Below are 14,912 nucleotides of genomic sequence, written 5' to 3' on the forward strand. Positions count from 1 at the left end.
GCGACCGCTTCACTTGGCGATCCCCAGAAACACGGCCAGGCAACGCTCGACCTCCACCATCGCATCTGCATCAATGCGGCCGAAGGCTTGCCCTATCTTGGCGCGTTTCACGGTCATGGCCTTGTCCGCCATCACCTGCGAAGGCTTCTGCAGGCCGTTCTCCGGGCTGGGTTGGACAGTGATGCGAAACAGCGGCGCAGCGACCAGCGTGCTTGTTACCGGCAGCACCGTGACGGTGGCGTGCTCGCTGAACGAGTCGGCTTGAATCACCAGGGCGGGTCTTGGCTTGCCAAAGTCGCCTTGCATGACGATGGTCACGAAGTCGCCCCGCATCACTCCGTCCAGCCGTCAACGTCTGCCAGGGCTTCATCCATGAAGTGCTGCATGTCCGTGTCGGCCATGTCCGCTTCGGCAGCAAGGCGGCTCTGGCGGCGACATTCCTCTGCAAAGTCTGGCCGTCGCGTATCCGGCACCCAGATTTGCACCGGGCGAAGCCCGGCCCTGCGCCGCGCGTCACGGTGCTTTTGAACCCGTGCATTTACAGGCGTGTTTGCCATGTGAAGCATCCTTTGTCTGTTACATACGACAATATAGTCGCTGCCATCGTTACATGCAACATGCCTCGGGTAAATGGCGCCGAGACAGGCATGTGGCGGAAGGCGCCTGAAGCCTTTCCGCTCTACGCTCGCTCAAGGGAAGTCAGTCATGGGCTTGGTAATGCCACTTGCCAAATGCATTCAAATTGATACTGTGCATGCGTTGAATGCAAAGCGAGGTAGTGAAGATGGCCATGTTGACCGTCCGCAATCTTCCGGAGGAGGTGCACCGGGCCCTGCGCGTTCGTGCCGCCCAGCATGGCCGCAGCATGGAGGCCGAGGTGCGTGAGATTCTGGAGTCCGTCGTCAGCCCGCAAGGCCGCGTGAAGCTGGGCTCGCTGCTGGCCGACTTGGGCCGCCAGGCCAGGCTGAGCGATGAGGAGTTTGCCGTTTTCGAGCAGGTGCGTGACAAGACTCCTTCTCGCCCGGTGAGCTTCGAATGATCCTGCTGGACACCAATGTGGTGTCGGAGCCGCTTCGCCACGCGCCCGAAGTCCGCGTGATCGAGTGGATCGATGTCCAGCCGCTGGAAACGCTTTTTTTGTCCACCATCACCGTCGCGGAATTGCGCGCCGGGGTGGCGCTGCTGCCTGCTGGCAAGCGGCGCTCGGGCTTGCAGGAAAACCTGGAAAAGCGCGTGCTGCCGCTGTTCGCCGGCCGCGTGCTGCCCTTTGACCTGGCGTGTACGCGAGCCTATGCGGAGCTGATGGCCAAGGCACGAGCAGCCGGGCTCGCCATTGCCACCGCTGACGGCTATATCGCCGCAATCGCTGCCGCCAACGGTTTCACGGTCGCCACGCGGTACACCAGTCCCTTCGAGGCCGCCGGCGCAGCGGTCATCAACCCTTGGCAGGCATGAGAGTTTATGTCCCTCGGGGGCCGGCGTGGCTGCTACATTGGAAAGCGGGGGCTTTCGATACTCACAAGGAGGAAGACATGAAGACCCTGATCCGCCACGCCCTTTCCGCCAGTCTTTTCACCAGCCTCGGCCTGGCTGCCGCCGCCTTCGCGCAGGACGCGACGGTGACGATCAGTTCGCCGGCCGACGGCGCCAAGCTCGCCGCGACGGCGCCGATCGAGATCGTCTTTGACGTGGCGCCGGGGCCGCGCGGCGACCACACCCACCTCTATGTGGACGGCAACGAGGCGGCGGTGCTGCGTCAGCTGAAGGGCAGCCACAAGCTGGAGCCGCTCGCCAGCGGCACGCACGAGCTGTGCATCAAGGTGGTGAACAAGAACCACACGCCGATCGGTGTCGACAAGTGCGTCAAGGTCGACGTGCAGTGAGCCGCCGGGGTGGCGGTCGATCTGCAGAACCTCGCCTATGCGTTGGTGCAGCTGGTGCATAACTTCGGGGCGGTCGCCGTCACCGGCAGCGCGGCGGCAGCATGGTGGGCAGACGGGCCGCCGCCTGCGTTGCGCGGCCTTGCCTGGCTCGCGCTCGCCGGCTGGGCGCTGCAGGCGGCGAGCGGCGCCGGCTTCGGCGTCGTGAGTTATGCCTGGTACGGTCGCTTTCCGGAGCTGCACGGCATCGCGGTCGCGGCACTCGTCGTGAAGATGGTCTGCGCGGTGAGCGGCTTCCTGCTTGCCGCCGCCTATCTGCGCTTCGCCCACGGCTGGCAGGAGCGCCGTCGCCGGGGCGCATGGCGGGCGCTGTTCGCCCTCGCCGCCACCGCGCTGTCGGCGGCGGCCTTTCTGCGCTGGTTCGCCTGAGTGCGGCGCCCGCAGCTGGAGCGATCAGCGCTCGCGCCGCCTGCCGTCGCGCTCGCTATCGTGCTCGTTGTGGACCTAGCGGAAACACGGGGTCAGGTCGACGAGGGGGGCCGGCGGAGCAGGCATGCCGTGGAAGGCGCTGCGCTTTTCCGTCTACGATCCTACGGCACAAGCTCCGGCAGATAGACTTTTGCGACGAGGGCGGCAGCGGCCACCAGAATCGCGGCGGTGCAGGCGAGCGTGATGCCGACCATCGCCTTGAGCCGCTGCAGGTCGGACTTCGCGTCGGGGGCGTCGGCCTTCAGTCGCCGCAGGTCGGCCGTGACGTCCACCATGTCCGACTTTATCTCGCCCAAGTCAGACCTTACGCTCCTCGCAACGGCTGCGAGGTCGGCCTTGACGGCGCTCCCGTCAGCCTTGGAGGCAGTCACGCCAGCGTTCAGCTGGGCGAGGTCTTCCGCAATTCCCGAGACACGCATCCTCATCGCCTCGATGTCCGCCTTCACTTGCGACAGATCACCGGTAAGCACGGCGAAAGCGCCCTTGAAGCTTCCGAGGTCCGCCGCGAGGCGGGCGCCGCTGTCGGCGATGCCCGTTGCCTGCCGGGCCAGTTCGTCGAGCGACACCTCCCCGGTCCGCAGCTTCCCCGCCACCGCAGCGAGGTCGTCCCGCAGCGAGCCGAGGCCGCTTTTGACCTCGTCTGCGTCCTCCTTGAGCGCCTCGACGAGCGCCCGGAGACGCGGAAGGTCGGCGCGGAAATCGCCTGCTTGCGCCCGGAAATCATCGGCGCCGAGCCGCAGCCGCTCGGTGCCGGTTCTTACCTCGGACAGGGTCTGCGAGAGTGACTCGAGGCGCGTGCGCAGATCGCCGACGCCGGTTTCGCTGAGCGCGTCAGCGAGCGCCTCGGCCTGGGCGCGCGCCTGCGTCTCGGTGAGCCCGGCAGCCGTGAGGCTGCGAACGAATTTCAGGGTGTCGAAGTAGACGCCGCTCACGCTTGTCTCCTTTCTTGCGCGGACAATACACCATTTCCCCTTTCCGAGGGCTCGTCAGGGACGCGGCGTCGGCGACGCCTCATGGGTCGGCGAGAGCGGGTGCGGGCATGGCCCTCGACGGTGGGCAGCGCAGCAGCGAACAGCACCTGGCGAGGATGCAAACATTCTAGAGCGCGATGGGGAGCGACGATCCGGCGCAATGACAGCCTCCGGCCGCTTCCCGGGAAGTCGAAGGGGCGCCGAGGGGAGCTGAAGAACGGCATCCTGCGCCGCTGGCCGCGTCGCGGGCTATGGCGCGAACACGGTGCGGCGCAGGTTCTGGGCGCGTTACTTGCCGTATTGTGCCTTGGCCCTTTCCTGGCAAGCATCCTTGGCGTCGCCCGCCAAGGCATCGCATTTTTCCCTGGCGACCTTGTACTCGGCGTCCCGCTTGTCTTCGGCAGCGTCCTTGCGGGCTTCCGACGACTGCTCCCCGGCTTCGCCCCTCGCCTCGCCCGACTCCATTTGGGCTTTCGCGTCGGCCTTTGCCGCAGTCTCAGCGGCCTTTGCCTCTTTCATGCATACATCCTTGGCGTTGCCCGACATGTCGTCGCACCGTTCCTTCGCGACTTCGTAGTCTGCCTCCGCCCGCGCGACCCGCGCGTCGTGGCGATTTTCCCGGGTCGGCTTGTAGGCGGCCTCGAGTTCGGCCTTGTCGACCTTTTCCTTGCCCTTGGCATCGGCGCGGCAGATGTCCTTCTTGTTGCCCGATAGTGCGTCGCAGGCTTCCTTGGCGGCCTCGTAGTCGTTCTCGATCCTGTCCTTGGCGGCGTCGTAGTCGGTTTTCGACATGTTCTGGGCCATTCCGGCGGTACTGAACGCCAAGCCGAGTGCGATCGCAATCGCGTCAATCGTGCGTGTTCTCATTTCGTTTCTCCATATGCTGACGGGAAGAGGCGCGGGGGAATGTGCCGACGGCATTCTTCCCCGGACCCCGGTGGCGTTTCCCAGCAACATATGTTCCCGCCTCCGCGAGACGTCGTCGGCCCGCGACGCCCGCAAGCGGTGGCTACAGCAGCACCCGCTCGATGCCGCCGTTGTTTGCGCGCTGCACGTAGTCCGGCATCCAGTCCTCGCCGAGCAGGTGCTTGGCCATCTCGACGACGATGTAGTCGGCTTCGACGCCGCCGCCGTCGTTGGCGTAGCGGGACAGGCCCTGCAGGCACGACGGGCACGATGTCAGGATCTTCACCGGATCGGCCTCGCCGTCGCGCAGCGCCGCCGCGCCTTTCTCGATCTCTTCCTGCTTGCGGAAGCGCACCTGCGTCGAGATGTCCGGTCGCGCGACCGCGAGCGTGCCCGACTCGCCGCAGCAGCGGTCGTTGAGGTCGACGCGCGTGCCCATCAGCTGATTCGCGACCTTGATCCCCGAATGCACTTTCATCGGCGTGTGGCACGGCTCGTGGTACATGTATTTCGTGCCGGCCACGCCTTCGAGCGCGACGCCTTTTTCCATCAGGTACTCGTGGATGTCGAGCAGCCGGCAGCCGGGGAAGATCTGCTCGAACTGGTATTTCTGCAGCTGGTCCATGCACGTGCCGCAGGACACGATCACGGTCTTGATGTCGAGGTAGTTCAGCGTGTTGGCGACGCGGTGGAACAGCACGCGGTTGTCGGTCGTGATCTGCTGGCCCTTGTCCTCCTCGCCGGCGGCGGTCTGCGGGTAGCCGCAGCACAGATAGCCGGGCGGCAGCACGGTGGTCGCGCCGACCTGGTACAGCATCGCCTGCGTCGCGAGGCCGACCTGGCTGAACAGGCGCTCGGAGCCGCAGCCGGGGAAATAGAACACCGCTTCCGAGTCGTCGCGCTTCAGGTGCGGATCGCGGATCACCGGGATGACATTGGCGTCCTCGATGTCGAGCAGCGCGCGGCTGGTGCGCTTGGGCAGCTTGCCGGGCATCGGCTTGTTGATGAAGTGGATCACCTGCGCGCGCAGCGGCGCCTTGCCGAGGGTCGCCGGAGGGTGCTTCACCTGTTGCTGCACGAGGCCGAGCGACTTGCCGACCCGGTGCGCGAGCCGCTGCGCCTTGTAGCCCCATTCGATCATGCCGGTGCGGATCAGCTTGATCGTCGCCGGGTCCTTCGCGGTCAGGAAGGCCATCGCGGCGGCCTTGCCCGGGTTGAAGGACTTCTTGCCCTGCTTCCTCAGGAGGTTGCGCATCTTGATCGACACATCGCCGAAGTCGATGTCGACGGGGCAGGGTTTCTCGCATTTGTGGCAAACGGTGCAATGGTCGGCGACGTCCTCGAACTCGGCCCAGTGCGCGAGCGACACGCCGCGCCGCGTCTGCTCCTCGTACAGCATCGCCTCGATGAGCAGCGACGTGCTGAGGATCTTGTTCCTCGGGCTGTACAGGAGGTTCGCGCGCGGCACGTGGGTCGAGCACACGGGCTTGCACTTGCCGCAGCGCAGGCAGTCCTTGATGTCGTGCGCGATGTCGCCGATCTCGGTCTGCTCCATGATCAGCGACTCGTGGCCCATCAGGTTGAAGCTCGGCGTGTAGGCGTTGTCGAGGTTGCCGGTCATCGTGCCCAGCCCGCGCATCAGCTTGCCGCGGTTGAAGTGCCCTTGCGGGTCGACGCGGCGCTTGTACTCCCAGAAGTTCGCCATCTCGGCGTCGGTGAGGTAGTCGAGCTTCGTGATGCCGATGCCGTGCTCGCCGGAGATCACGCCGTCGAGCGAGCGGGCGAGCGCCATGATGCGATCGACGGCGCGGTTCGCGGTGGCGAGCATCTCGTAGTGGTCGGAGTTGACGGGGATGTTCGTATGCACGTTGCCGTCGCCGGCGTGCATGTGCAGCGCGACGAACACGCGTCCGCGCAGCACTTCCTTGTGCACTTCCTCGATGCGTGCGACGACCGGGCGGAACACTGCGCCGTCGAAGATCTTGTCGAGGCGCGGCTTCAACTCGGTCTTCCACGACGTGCGAACCGAATAGTCCTGCAGGCGGTGGAAGAGCTTCGGGTTGGCGGCGCGGTTGGTGAGCTCGCCGGGGTGGATGCCGAATTCGTCGAACTGCGCTTCGGCCTGCGCCAGCGGCAAGTCGAGGTTGTCGAGCAGCCACTGCCAACGGCGCCGCACGCTCGCGATGTAGTCGACTGCGGCCTGGCGACGGTCGCCGATCAGCTCGTCGCTCGGCAGGTTCGCGTCGCCCTGGTCGAGCGGCAGCTCGCCCTGCAGGAACTCGCTCAGCGCGTCGCACAGCGCGAGCTTGTTGCGCGTGGACAGCTCGATGTTGATGCGCTCGATGCCGTCGCAGTAGTCGCCCATGCGCGGCAGCGGGATGACGACGTCTTCGTTGACCTTGAACGCGTTGGTGTGGCGCGAGATCGCCGCGGTGCGCGAGCGGTCGAGCCAGAAGCGCTTCCTCTGCTCCGGGCTCACCGCGATGAAGCCTTCGGCGCCGCGCACGTTGCACAGGCGCACGACTTCCGACGCGGCCGTCATGACCGCCGCTTCGTCGTGGCCGACGATGTCGCCGATCAGCACCATTTTCGGCCGGCCGTGGCGCTTCGCCTTCGTCGTGTAGCCGACTGCGTTCACGTAGCGCTCGTCGAGGTGCTCGAGGCCGGCCAGCTGCACGCCGAGGCGCTCGCCTTCAAAGCCGGGCTTGAACCAGTCGGTGATCTCGACGATCGCCGGCACCGCTTCGCGCACCTGGCCGAAGAATTCCAGGCACACCGTGCGCGTCACCGGCGGCATCTTGTGCAGCACCCAGCGCGCGGCGACGATCAGCCCGTCGGTGCCTTCCTTCTGCACCCCCGGCACGCCGCCGAGGAACTTGTCGGTGACGTCCTTGCCGAGGCCGGTCTTGCGGCAGGACGCCCCCGGCAGGCTCAGCGTCTCCTCGGCGAGCAGCCGGTAGTGCTTCGGCTCGAAGCGCCGCAGCCGGAAATGCACGACTTCCTGCTCGTGGATCTTGCCGAAGTTGTGGTCGAGGCGCTCGACTTCGAGCCAGTCGCCGTCCGGCGTGACCATTCTCCACCACGCCAGGTTGTCGAGCGCAGTGCCCCACAGCACGGCTTTCTTGCCGCCGGCGTTCATCGCGATGTTGCCGCCGATGCACGACGCGCTCGCCGAAGTCGGGTCGACGGCGAAGACCCGGCCGGCGGCCGCCGCCGCTTCGGCGACGCGCTCGGTGACGACGCCGGCGCCGGTGCGGATCGTCGCGTAGCGCGTGCCTTCGCTGCCATCGGCGCCCGGCAGGGCGAGCTCCTCGACCGGGCCGATCGCGATCAGCTTTTCGGTGTTGATGACCGCCGAGCGCGCATCGAGCGGCACTGCGCCGCCGGTGTAGCCGGTGCCGCCGCCGCGCGGGATGATCGTCAGGCCGAGCTCGATGCAGCACTTCACGAGCGGCGCCATCTCTTCTTCGGTGTCGGGGTAGAGGACGACAAACGGGTATTCGACGCGCCAGTCGGTGGCGTCGGTGACGTGCGACACGCGGGCGTGGCCGTCGAAGCAGATGTTGTCGCGCGCGGTGTGGCGCGTCAGCGTCTTCAGCGTCTTCTTGCGCAGCCCTTCGGTATCGCTGAAGAACTGCGCGAAGCGATCGACGGCGTCGTGCGCCGACCCGATGAGGCGCGCGACCTTGTCGCTGCGTTCCGGGTCCTGCGCCGCGCTTTCCTCGCGGCGCTTCTCGACTTCGCGCAGCCGGTGGCGCAGCGCCTCGATCAGCGCGCGGCGCCGCTCCGGGTTCCCCAGCAGGTCGTCCTGGAGGTAGGGATTGCGCTGCACGACCCAGATGTCGCCGAGCACTTCGTAGAGCATCCGTGCCGAGCGTCCGGTGACGCGCTCCTCGCGCAGCGCATTGAGCGCGTGCCAGGCGTCGGCGCCGAGCAGGCGGATGACGATCTCGCGGTCGGAGAACGACGTGTAGTTATAGGGAATCTCGCGCAGGCGTTGAGTCATCAGATGTTCCGATACCAGGACGGCGGGGAAGCCGTAAATTGTAACTTACCGCGGTGCAATACGAACGCCGGTCAAGTCCATGCGTTGCGTAGGGGATTGATTTTCAAGCGGCTTGTATCGTGGCGTCATCGGTCCGGGGTGTCTGGCACAGTTCGGGCGACAGCCCCTCGGGAGACCGGCGTCGCGCACGAGGCGGGTTCACAGGACGGCGAATGCGACCAGCGCGTAGCGTAGCAGCTTGCCCGCTGCCATCCACAGCAGGCACGGCAGCCACGCGAGGCGCAGCCAGCCGGCCGCAGCGCACAAGGCATCGCCGATCACCGGCACCCACGACAGCAGCAGGATCGGCGCGCCGTGATGGCGCACCCAGGCGAGCCGGCCCGTGTCCGCTTTTCCGGGCAGCAGCCGGGCGAGCGCCCACGTGCTCATGCCGCCGAGCGTGTTGCCGAGCGTCGCGAGCGTCAGCGCAGCGACGAGCTGCTCGGGCCGCAGCGCGAGCACGCCGGCGAGCACGAGCTCGGAGCCGCCCGGCAGCAGTGTCGCGGAAAGAAAGCTCGACGCGAGCAGCGCCGCGAGGCCGGCTTCGGGGCCGGGGTCGAGCAGCGAAAGGAAGCTCATCGGCGGTTGCGGGCGCGGGCCGCCTAGACGATCTCGAAAAAAGCCAGGTCGCGCTCGATGTCGTTCGCCGAGAAACCGCAGCCGATGCGGCCCGGGCCGACCAGCGCCAGTTCACCGGCCTTGATGCACCGCTCGGCGCCGCCATTTTCGGCGACGTACGTGCCGTTGGTGCTGCGATCGATCAGGACGAAACCTTCGCGCCGGCGCTCGATGCGCGCGTGCTGGCGCGAGGTGCGTCGGTCAATAATGACGATGTCGTTGCCGATCTCGCGCCCCAGCAGCACCACCGGGCGGTTCTCCTCGACGAACAGCACGTCCTGCTGGTGGTGGATCCTCAGCCGTTGCGAGATTCGCTCCGCAGCCGGGATCGAGGTGATCGTGCCGGAATACCGCACGATCTCGAACACCGGCCAGCCCAGGCCGTCGAGCGCCGGGTCCTGCAGCGGCGTGTTGCAGGCGAGGTGGCGCACGCCGGGCGACAGCTGCATCACGACCGCATTGCTGGCGAGGATGTGGCCGGGTTTGGCGGTATCGGCGAGGCGCATCGCGAGCGCCTCGTCCGCGCCGACTGGCTGGCCGGGAGCGGCCGCGCCGTAGTGCACCCCGACCCGGGTCGTCATGCGCAGGCCGCGCAGCGGCGGCAGGCTCTCGACGCGCTCGAGCATTTCACAGGCGGCGAGGATCGCGGCGTCGCAGCGTTCGAACGCCGCGCACGCGCGGGCCGCGTCGCGGCGCAGCCGGGTCCCGCCGTTCGCCTCGGTCGCCCGCTCGATGCGGTGCATGCAGCGCTCGACCGCATGGTCGACTTCGTGCGCGCCGAGCGCCTCGGCAAAGCGCTGTCTCCCGGGTACTTCGGCAACGAGGACGCAGACGTTCTTCGGCTGGATCATGTGCGGGGGCAGTGACAGCGGCAGCCGGGCCCCGGTGCCGGGGCAGCGCGTGTCGCGGGGATGGGAGTCGGAGTGTCCGCGGGCGGGTCGGCGGCTACTTCCCGTCCGTGCGGTGATCGGTGAGTTGCATTACGGTGGGCATGACTGCGGCGGACGCGGGCGGCAGCTCGGCGCGGTCGAACGCGATGTCGCCCTCGGCGACGAGCGTGTCGCGCGTCAGGTTGCGGAAGTCGAACAGCGATGCGTCGGCGAGATGCGATGGCACGACCTGGCCGAGCGCGGTCGCGATCGACTCGATGCGTCCCGGATGCTCGCGCGCCCAGCCCTGCAGCATCGTCTTGATCTGCTTCCTCTGCGCGTTTTCCTGCGAACCGCACAGGTTGCACGGAATGATCGGGAACTCCATCGTGCGCGCGAACTTCGCGATGTCGGCTTCGGTGCAGTATGCGAGCGGGCGGATCACGACGTGCTCGCCATTGTCGCTGACGAGCTTCGGCGGCATCGCCTTGATCTTGCCGCCGAAGAAGAGGTTCAGGAACAGCGTCTCGAGCATGTCGTCGCGGTGATGGCCCAGCGCGATGCGCGTCGCGCCGAGCTCGCGTGCGACGCGGTAGATGATGCCGCGCCGCAGCCGCGAGCACAGCGAACAGGTCGTCTTGCCTTCAGGGATCTTGTCCTTGACGATCGAGTAGGTGTCCTCGGTGACGATGCGGTATTCGACGCCGATCGACTCGAAATACGCCGGCAGCACTTCGGCGGGGAAACCCGGCTGCTTCTGGTCGAGGTTCATCGCGATAATGCGGAAGTCCACCGGGGCGCGCTCGCGCAGCGCGAGCAGGCAGGACAGGAGCGTGTACGAGTCCTTGCCGCCGGACACGCAGACCATCACGGTGTCGCCGTCGCCGATCATGTTGAAGTCGGCGATCGCCTTGCCGACGCCGCGTTCGAGCTTTTTCTTCAGCCGCAGGAAAGTGTTCGAAAAACGGCTGTCGGCCGCTTCGGCGGGAGCTGGAGTCGGCGTGGCGACAGCGGAAAGGGGAGTCACGGTTGAGCGTCCTGCGGGGAAACGAACGGAATTATACCTTTGTGCAGTGCGCAAACAGTGCCGCCGCGCTCAGAGGTGCGCACTTCGCCCGCCGTCGACGGCGATGATCTGCCCGGTGACATAAGGGGCGTCGAACAGCAGGAAGCGGACCGTGCGGGCGATGTCGGCAGGGGTTCCGATCCGCCCGAGCAGCGTGTGGCGGACGATCTGGTCGCGCTGTTCGGGCGGAAACTGGCCGTCTTCCGGCCACTCGATGGCGCCGGGCGACACGCCGTTCACTCTCACGTCGGGCGCGAGCTCCAGCGCCAGCGCCCGGGTCAGGCCGAGCAGTCCCGCTTTCGCAGCGCAATACAGCGGGTAGTTGCGCAACGGGCGCTCGGCGTGGATATCGACGATGTTGACGATTGCGCCGCGCTGGCGCCGCAACGTCGGTGCCGCGGCCTGCGCGAGGAACAGCGGGCCTTTCAGATTCGAGCCGATCAGCTCGGTCCATGCCGCTGTGTCGATGCTGCCGATCGGGGTCGGGAAGAAGCTCGACGCGTTGTTCACGACGGCGTCGAGCCGGTCGTGCGTCGCGAGCAGCGCGTCGATCAAGGCCGCGGGAGCGCCGTCGTCCTTGAGGTCGCCGCAGACCAGCGATGTGGAGCCGGGACGCAGGTGGTCGAGCTCGTCGGCCAGCGCACGTGCCTCGGCTGCCGAGTTGCGGTAATGCAGCACGACATGCGCGCCGGTGGCGTGCAACGTGCGCGCGATTTCCGCGCCCACCCGCCGGGCGGCGCCGGTAACCAGGATGACTGGCGAGGCTGCGGTGCTCATCGTGCCGGATTCCTCGGTTCTGGCCACCCGCGCGTGGCCGCTGGAGACAGACGCTAGAATACGCGTTTTCCCGAGTGTCGCCGCCCATGTCCCTGCCTCGACCTTCCGCCGACGCGATCGAACAAAGCGCCCGCCTGGTGCGCTCGATCACCGCATCCATCGCCGCGGCCGGCGGCTGGATTCCCTTCTCGCGCTACATGGAGCTGGCGCTGTATTCGCCGGGGCTCGGCTATTACAGCGGCGGGGCGAGGAAATTCGGCCCGGGCGGAGACTTCATCACGGCCCCGGAGCTGACGCCGCTGTTCGGCCAGGCGCTCGCGGCGCAGGTGGAGCAGGTGATGCGCGCCTCCGCCGCGCACGTGATCGAAGCGGGAGCCGGCACGGGACTGCTCGCCGCCGATCTGCTGCTCGAACTCGAGCGGCGGGAATGTCTGCCCGAGACCTACGGCATCCTCGAACTGTCGGGCGAACTGCGCGAGCGCCAGTTCGACTTGCTGGCCGAGAAAGCGCCGCGTCTGGCGAGTCGCGTGCGCTGGCTCGACGCGCTGCCGGAGCGTTTCTCCGGCGCGCTGGTCGCGAACGAAGTCCTCGACGTGATGCCGGTGCACCTCGTCGTGTCGCGGCCCGAAGGGCTGTTCGAGCGCGGCGTCGCCGTCGATCCGGCCGGCACGCTGCGCTGGGCGGACTCGCCGGCGAGCGGAGCGGTGGCCGACGCGGCCCGCGCGCTAGACCTGCCGTTGCCCGAAAGCGGCGAATACGTTACCGAGCTGAACCTCGCCGCACGGGCGTGGGTCGGGGAATGGGCACAGCGGCTCGACTGCGGCGTGCTGCTGCTCGTCGATTACGGTTATCCGCGCGCCGAGTATTACCTGCCGTCGCGCTCGAACGGCACGCTGCTGTGCTATTACCGGCACCATGCGCACGCCGACCCTTTCCTGTGGCCGGGGCTGAACGACATCACCGCGTTCGTCGATTTCACGTCGGTGGCCGAGGCTGCGTTCGACGCCGGGCTCGATGTGCTCGGCTACACCAACCAGGCCGCGTTCCTGTTCAACTGCGGGCTGCTCGAATGCCTCGCACGGCGCGGGCCGGAAACGTCGGCGGACTACATCCGCGCGGCGCGCGCCGCCCAGCGGCTGACGACGCCGCAGGAGATGGGGGAGCTTTTCAAGGTGCTTGCGCTGGGCAAAGGCATTCCCGAACCCCTGCTCGGGTTCCAGCGCGGCGACAGGGTCCACGCGCTGTAGCCCGCAGCGCGCCGTCCGAGCGTGCGGCGAAGGCATCGGCCTGACGAACTGAACGAGTCAGCAGGCTCGGGAGCGCTGTTCCGGCTACGTCGCGCTTCCCGGGTCCGCCTCACGCGCGGCCTCCGCGGCCTCTATTCCTGGTAGCGGTAAACCGCCCGCAGGAAGTCGTCGACGTCGATCGGCGGCAGAGGCGCAGTTGCGGCCACCTCGACGCGTTCGGCGCGCTGCAACGGTAGCGCGGGTTCGGGTTGCGGCAACCAGCTGGCATTGAGCACTTCGTCGCCGTATTCATCGGGATTCCCGATCACATTGCCTGTGTGCATTTCCATGATGATCACCATGATGGCCTCCGCGACGTACCCCGTTGTCCCGCTTCCCGGTTTTGGTCCAACGGACCGGGAAATGCCGGAGGCACCGGGGTACCGCGATTGTCTGCAGCCGCCTGCTCCGGGTTCGAGCTCCAGAGGTGGCACGGCTGGCGGGGTTCCGGAATGGCCCCGCGTTCTCATCTTGGCGCCGAATGATTACAGTTTCCAGCACTAAACTTCGACAAGTTGTACCGTGAGCCAGTCAAGGAGCATTTCCGCAACACTTTGCCAGTCGCGCTCGAGCATGACTCCATGCCCCATGCCGGGGATGATCGTCGCCTCCAGTCCGTAGAGCGCCGCGGTCATCGCGACCTGCGCCGGCGGGATGAGGTGATCGTGTTCCGTGCCGACGATCAGCATCGGCGGACGATGCATGCGTGCAGGTTGCGGCAGGTTGAAGAGCGTCATGTCCCACACCGCGCGGTGGGATTCAGGCTGGCACAGATGGTAGTAGCGCATCAGCGCGTCGTCATCGACCGGCTGGTGGAACAGGGCTTCGCGCAGGCTTTCCGGGTCGGGCTGGCTGCCGGCGAGCATCTGGTTCAGGTTCCCCAGGAGATGCGGCTTGTTGAGCATCAGGCCCAGCGCCGAGCCCATCAGCCCTTGCGGCGGGACCGAGCACAGTAGCGCGACGGCGGGGACGTCGGCGTGCTCGAGGTACTTCTGTATCACCATTCCGCCCATCGAGTGGCCGATCAGCGCCGGCGTCCGCGGCAACGCGGCGACGACTTCGCTGACGTCGCGTACGTAGTCGTCGATCGAGAACGAATCGAGCCCTCCGCGCCTGCGGCTTGCGCCGTGGCCGGACAGCGACAGCGCATAACAGTCGAAGCCGGCAGCGGCGAAATACGGCAAAAAATATTCGTCCCAGCACCACGCGCCGGTGTAGGCGCCGTGGATGAACAGCAGCGGGACCGGCGAAACCGCCTTGCCCGCCGGGGCGCGCGCGATCACCTCGAGTTCGCCGAAATGCCGTGCGCTCATTGCGGCACCGCCATGCCGCGCTGCACTGCCGGCCGCGCCGCGATCGCATCGAACCATCGCCGCACCTCGGGGAAGCGGTCGAGGTCGATTCCCTGCCAGTCGTGGCTCGCGATCCACGGAAACGTCGCGATGTCGGCGACCGAATAGTCCGCGCCTGCGAGCCAGTCGCGGCCGGCGAGACGGGTATTTAGGACGCCGTAGAGGCGCTCGGCTTCCTTCGAGTAGCGTTCGACCGCGTACGGGATCACTTCCGGCGCGTAACGCAGGAAGTGGTGCGCCTGCCCGAGCATCGGGCCGACGCTGCCCATCTGGAACATCAGCCACTGGATCGCCTCGCAGCGGCCCCGCGCTCCGGGCGGCAACAGGCGTCCGGTCTTTTCCGCGAGGTACAGCAGGATCGCGCCGGATTCGATGACGGTGATCGGCTGGCCGTCCGGCCCTTCGTCATCGACGATCACCGGGATGCGATTGTTCGGGTTCAGCGCGAGGAACTCGGGCGTGAATTGATCGCCGCGTGAAATGTCGATCGGGCGCGTTTCGTAGCGCAGCCCGAGTTCCTCGAGGGCGATGGAGATCTTGCGGCCGTTGGGCGTGGTCCAGGTGTAAAGCGTGATCATCGGACAGGCTCCGTCGATGGCGGCGCGAAGGCCGCGTTGCGAGACGCACCCCTCGCGGGGTCTAATGCGAATTTG

At 67.0% G+C, this 14,912-nt stretch carries 17 protein-coding genes; 5 read left to right on the forward strand and 12 right to left on the reverse strand.

All coding sequences use genetic code 11. The features are described from left to right. Positions 1-9: 9 nt before the first annotated feature. Together EBN1_RS09390 and EBN1_RS09395 are read right to left on the reverse strand one after the other, a co-directional pair. Positions 10-318: a type II toxin-antitoxin system PemK/MazF family toxin gene (locus tag EBN1_RS09390; protein ID WP_241762838.1), complete on the reverse strand. Its 309-nt coding sequence runs from the start codon at positions 316-318 to the stop codon at positions 10-12. A 14-nt stretch (positions 319-332) separates the two neighbouring features. Beyond that, the gene (locus EBN1_RS09395) at positions 333-557 is read right to left on the reverse strand and encodes an antitoxin MazE family protein (protein ID WP_011237709.1); all 225 of its coding nucleotides are present in this window, start codon (positions 555-557) and stop codon (positions 333-335) included. A 233-nt stretch (positions 558-790) separates the two neighbouring features. Between EBN1_RS09395 and EBN1_RS09400 the strand changes: the two genes are divergently transcribed. The 4 genes from EBN1_RS09400 (at position 791) to EBN1_RS09415 (ending at position 2,309) form a co-directional block, all read left to right on the forward strand. Beyond that, complete coding sequence (locus tag EBN1_RS09400; protein WP_241762839.1) at positions 791-1,039, forward strand: FitA-like ribbon-helix-helix domain-containing protein; 249 nt, start codon at positions 791-793, stop codon at positions 1,037-1,039. Then, positions 1,036-1,455, forward strand: coding sequence for a type II toxin-antitoxin system VapC family toxin (locus tag EBN1_RS09405; protein ID WP_011237711.1), 420 nt, complete (start codon positions 1,036-1,038; stop codon positions 1,453-1,455). Before EBN1_RS09400 ends, EBN1_RS09405 begins: the two co-directional genes overlap by 4 nt. Positions 1,456-1,532: 77 nt before the next feature. Further along, positions 1,533-1,883, forward strand: a complete 351-nt coding sequence (locus tag EBN1_RS09410) for a hypothetical protein (protein WP_011237713.1) — start codon at positions 1,533-1,535, stop codon at positions 1,881-1,883. 9 nt (positions 1,884-1,892) lie between these two features. Next, entirely contained in the window at positions 1,893-2,309 is a 417-nt protein-coding gene (locus EBN1_RS09415; protein WP_011237714.1) for a hypothetical protein, read from the forward strand. A 161-nt stretch (positions 2,310-2,470) separates the two neighbouring features. Here the strand turns inward: EBN1_RS09415 and EBN1_RS09420 are convergent, their stop codons facing one another. The 7 genes from EBN1_RS09420 to EBN1_RS09450 all read right to left on the reverse strand — a co-directional run bounded on the left by EBN1_RS09420 (position 2,471) and on the right by EBN1_RS09450 (position 11,621). Next, positions 2,471-3,301 carry a hypothetical protein gene (locus EBN1_RS09420; RefSeq protein WP_011237715.1) on the reverse strand — a complete coding sequence of 277 codons (831 nt, stop codon included), beginning with the start codon at positions 3,299-3,301 and terminating at the stop codon, positions 2,471-2,473. A gap of 327 nt (positions 3,302-3,628) precedes the next feature. Continuing rightward, positions 3,629-4,207 carry a hypothetical protein gene (locus EBN1_RS09425; protein WP_011237716.1) on the reverse strand — a complete coding sequence of 193 codons (579 nt, stop codon included), beginning with the start codon at positions 4,205-4,207 and terminating at the stop codon, positions 3,629-3,631. Positions 4,208-4,349: 142 nt separating this feature from the next. Continuing rightward, positions 4,350-8,252, reverse strand: a complete 3,903-nt coding sequence (locus tag EBN1_RS09430; protein WP_011237717.1) for a DUF3683 domain-containing protein — start codon at positions 8,250-8,252, stop codon at positions 4,350-4,352. A gap of 198 nt (positions 8,253-8,450) precedes the next feature. Continuing rightward, the gene (locus EBN1_RS09435) at positions 8,451-8,870 is read right to left on the reverse strand and encodes a YqaA family protein (protein WP_041646116.1); all 420 of its coding nucleotides are present in this window, start codon (positions 8,868-8,870) and stop codon (positions 8,451-8,453) included. A gap of 23 nt (positions 8,871-8,893) precedes the next feature. Next, positions 8,894-9,760, reverse strand: coding sequence for an FHA domain-containing protein (locus EBN1_RS09440; protein ID WP_041646118.1), 867 nt, complete (start codon positions 9,758-9,760; stop codon positions 8,894-8,896). Between the two features lie 94 nt (positions 9,761-9,854). Beyond that, complete coding sequence (ttcA, locus tag EBN1_RS09445) at positions 9,855-10,805, reverse strand: tRNA 2-thiocytidine(32) synthetase TtcA (protein WP_011237720.1); 951 nt, start codon at positions 10,803-10,805, stop codon at positions 9,855-9,857. A gap of 69 nt (positions 10,806-10,874) precedes the next feature. Further along, positions 10,875-11,621 (reverse strand): pteridine reductase, encoded by a 747-nt coding sequence (locus EBN1_RS09450; protein ID WP_011237721.1) that lies wholly within the window; start codon positions 11,619-11,621, stop codon positions 10,875-10,877. 86 nt (positions 11,622-11,707) lie between these two features. Here EBN1_RS09450 and EBN1_RS09455 point away from each other — a divergent pair, with 86 nt between their 5' ends. Then, positions 11,708-12,868 carry a class I SAM-dependent methyltransferase gene (locus EBN1_RS09455; RefSeq protein ID WP_011237722.1) on the forward strand — a complete coding sequence of 387 codons (1,161 nt, stop codon included), beginning with the start codon at positions 11,708-11,710 and terminating at the stop codon, positions 12,866-12,868. Positions 12,869-12,999: 131 nt separating this feature from the next. On the opposite strand, the gene EBN1_RS09460 is transcribed toward EBN1_RS09455, so the two are convergent. From EBN1_RS09460 to EBN1_RS09470, 3 genes are all read right to left on the reverse strand, one after another. After that, positions 13,000-13,209 carry a hypothetical protein gene (locus EBN1_RS09460; protein WP_011237723.1) on the reverse strand — a complete coding sequence of 70 codons (210 nt, stop codon included), beginning with the start codon at positions 13,207-13,209 and terminating at the stop codon, positions 13,000-13,002. Between the two features lie 198 nt (positions 13,210-13,407). Then, positions 13,408-14,220, reverse strand: coding sequence for an alpha/beta hydrolase (locus EBN1_RS09465; RefSeq protein ID WP_041646122.1), 813 nt, complete (start codon positions 14,218-14,220; stop codon positions 13,408-13,410). Beyond that, positions 14,217-14,837 carry a glutathione S-transferase family protein gene (locus tag EBN1_RS09470; protein ID WP_011237725.1) on the reverse strand — a complete coding sequence of 207 codons (621 nt, stop codon included), beginning with the start codon at positions 14,835-14,837 and terminating at the stop codon, positions 14,217-14,219. The genes EBN1_RS09465 and EBN1_RS09470 overlap by 4 nt, the downstream gene beginning before the upstream one ends. Positions 14,838-14,912 lie beyond the last annotated feature (75 nt).

This window comes from Aromatoleum aromaticum EbN1 (genome assembly GCF_000025965.1).
In the GTDB taxonomy this organism is placed as follows: Bacteria; Pseudomonadota; Gammaproteobacteria; order Burkholderiales; family Rhodocyclaceae; genus Aromatoleum; species Aromatoleum aromaticum.

Excerpts from the sequence above, each read along its gene's own strand:
- EBN1_RS09395 (WP_011237709.1), bottom strand. The coding sequence starts at position 557 with ATGGCAAACACGCCTGTAAATGCACGGGTTCAAAAGCACCGTGACGCG.
- EBN1_RS09400 (WP_241762839.1), top strand. The coding sequence starts at position 791 with ATGTTGACCGTCCGCAATCTTCCGGAGGAGGTGCACCGGGCCCTGCGC.
- EBN1_RS09405 (WP_011237711.1), top strand. The coding sequence starts at position 1,036 with ATGATCCTGCTGGACACCAATGTGGTGTCGGAGCCGCTTCGCCACGCG.
- EBN1_RS09410 (WP_011237713.1), top strand. The coding sequence starts at position 1,533 with ATGAAGACCCTGATCCGCCACGCCCTTTCCGCCAGTCTTTTCACCAGC.
- EBN1_RS09425 (WP_011237716.1), bottom strand. The coding sequence starts at position 4,207 with ATGAGAACACGCACGATTGACGCGATTGCGATCGCACTCGGCTTGGCG.
- EBN1_RS09430 (WP_011237717.1), bottom strand. The coding sequence starts at position 8,252 with ATGACTCAACGCCTGCGCGAGATTCCCTATAACTACACGTCGTTCTCC.
- EBN1_RS09435 (WP_041646116.1), bottom strand. The coding sequence starts at position 8,870 with ATGAGCTTCCTTTCGCTGCTCGACCCCGGCCCCGAAGCCGGCCTCGCG.
- EBN1_RS09440 (WP_041646118.1), bottom strand. The coding sequence starts at position 9,760 with ATGATCCAGCCGAAGAACGTCTGCGTCCTCGTTGCCGAAGTACCCGGG.
- EBN1_RS09450 (WP_011237721.1), bottom strand. The coding sequence starts at position 11,621 with ATGAGCACCGCAGCCTCGCCAGTCATCCTGGTTACCGGCGCCGCCCGG.
- EBN1_RS09455 (WP_011237722.1), top strand. The coding sequence starts at position 11,708 with ATGTCCCTGCCTCGACCTTCCGCCGACGCGATCGAACAAAGCGCCCGC.
- EBN1_RS09460 (WP_011237723.1), bottom strand. The coding sequence starts at position 13,209 with ATGGTGATCATCATGGAAATGCACACAGGCAATGTGATCGGGAATCCC.
- EBN1_RS09465 (WP_041646122.1), bottom strand. The coding sequence starts at position 14,220 with ATGAGCGCACGGCATTTCGGCGAACTCGAGGTGATCGCGCGCGCCCCG.
- EBN1_RS09470 (WP_011237725.1), bottom strand. The coding sequence starts at position 14,837 with ATGATCACGCTTTACACCTGGACCACGCCCAACGGCCGCAAGATCTCC.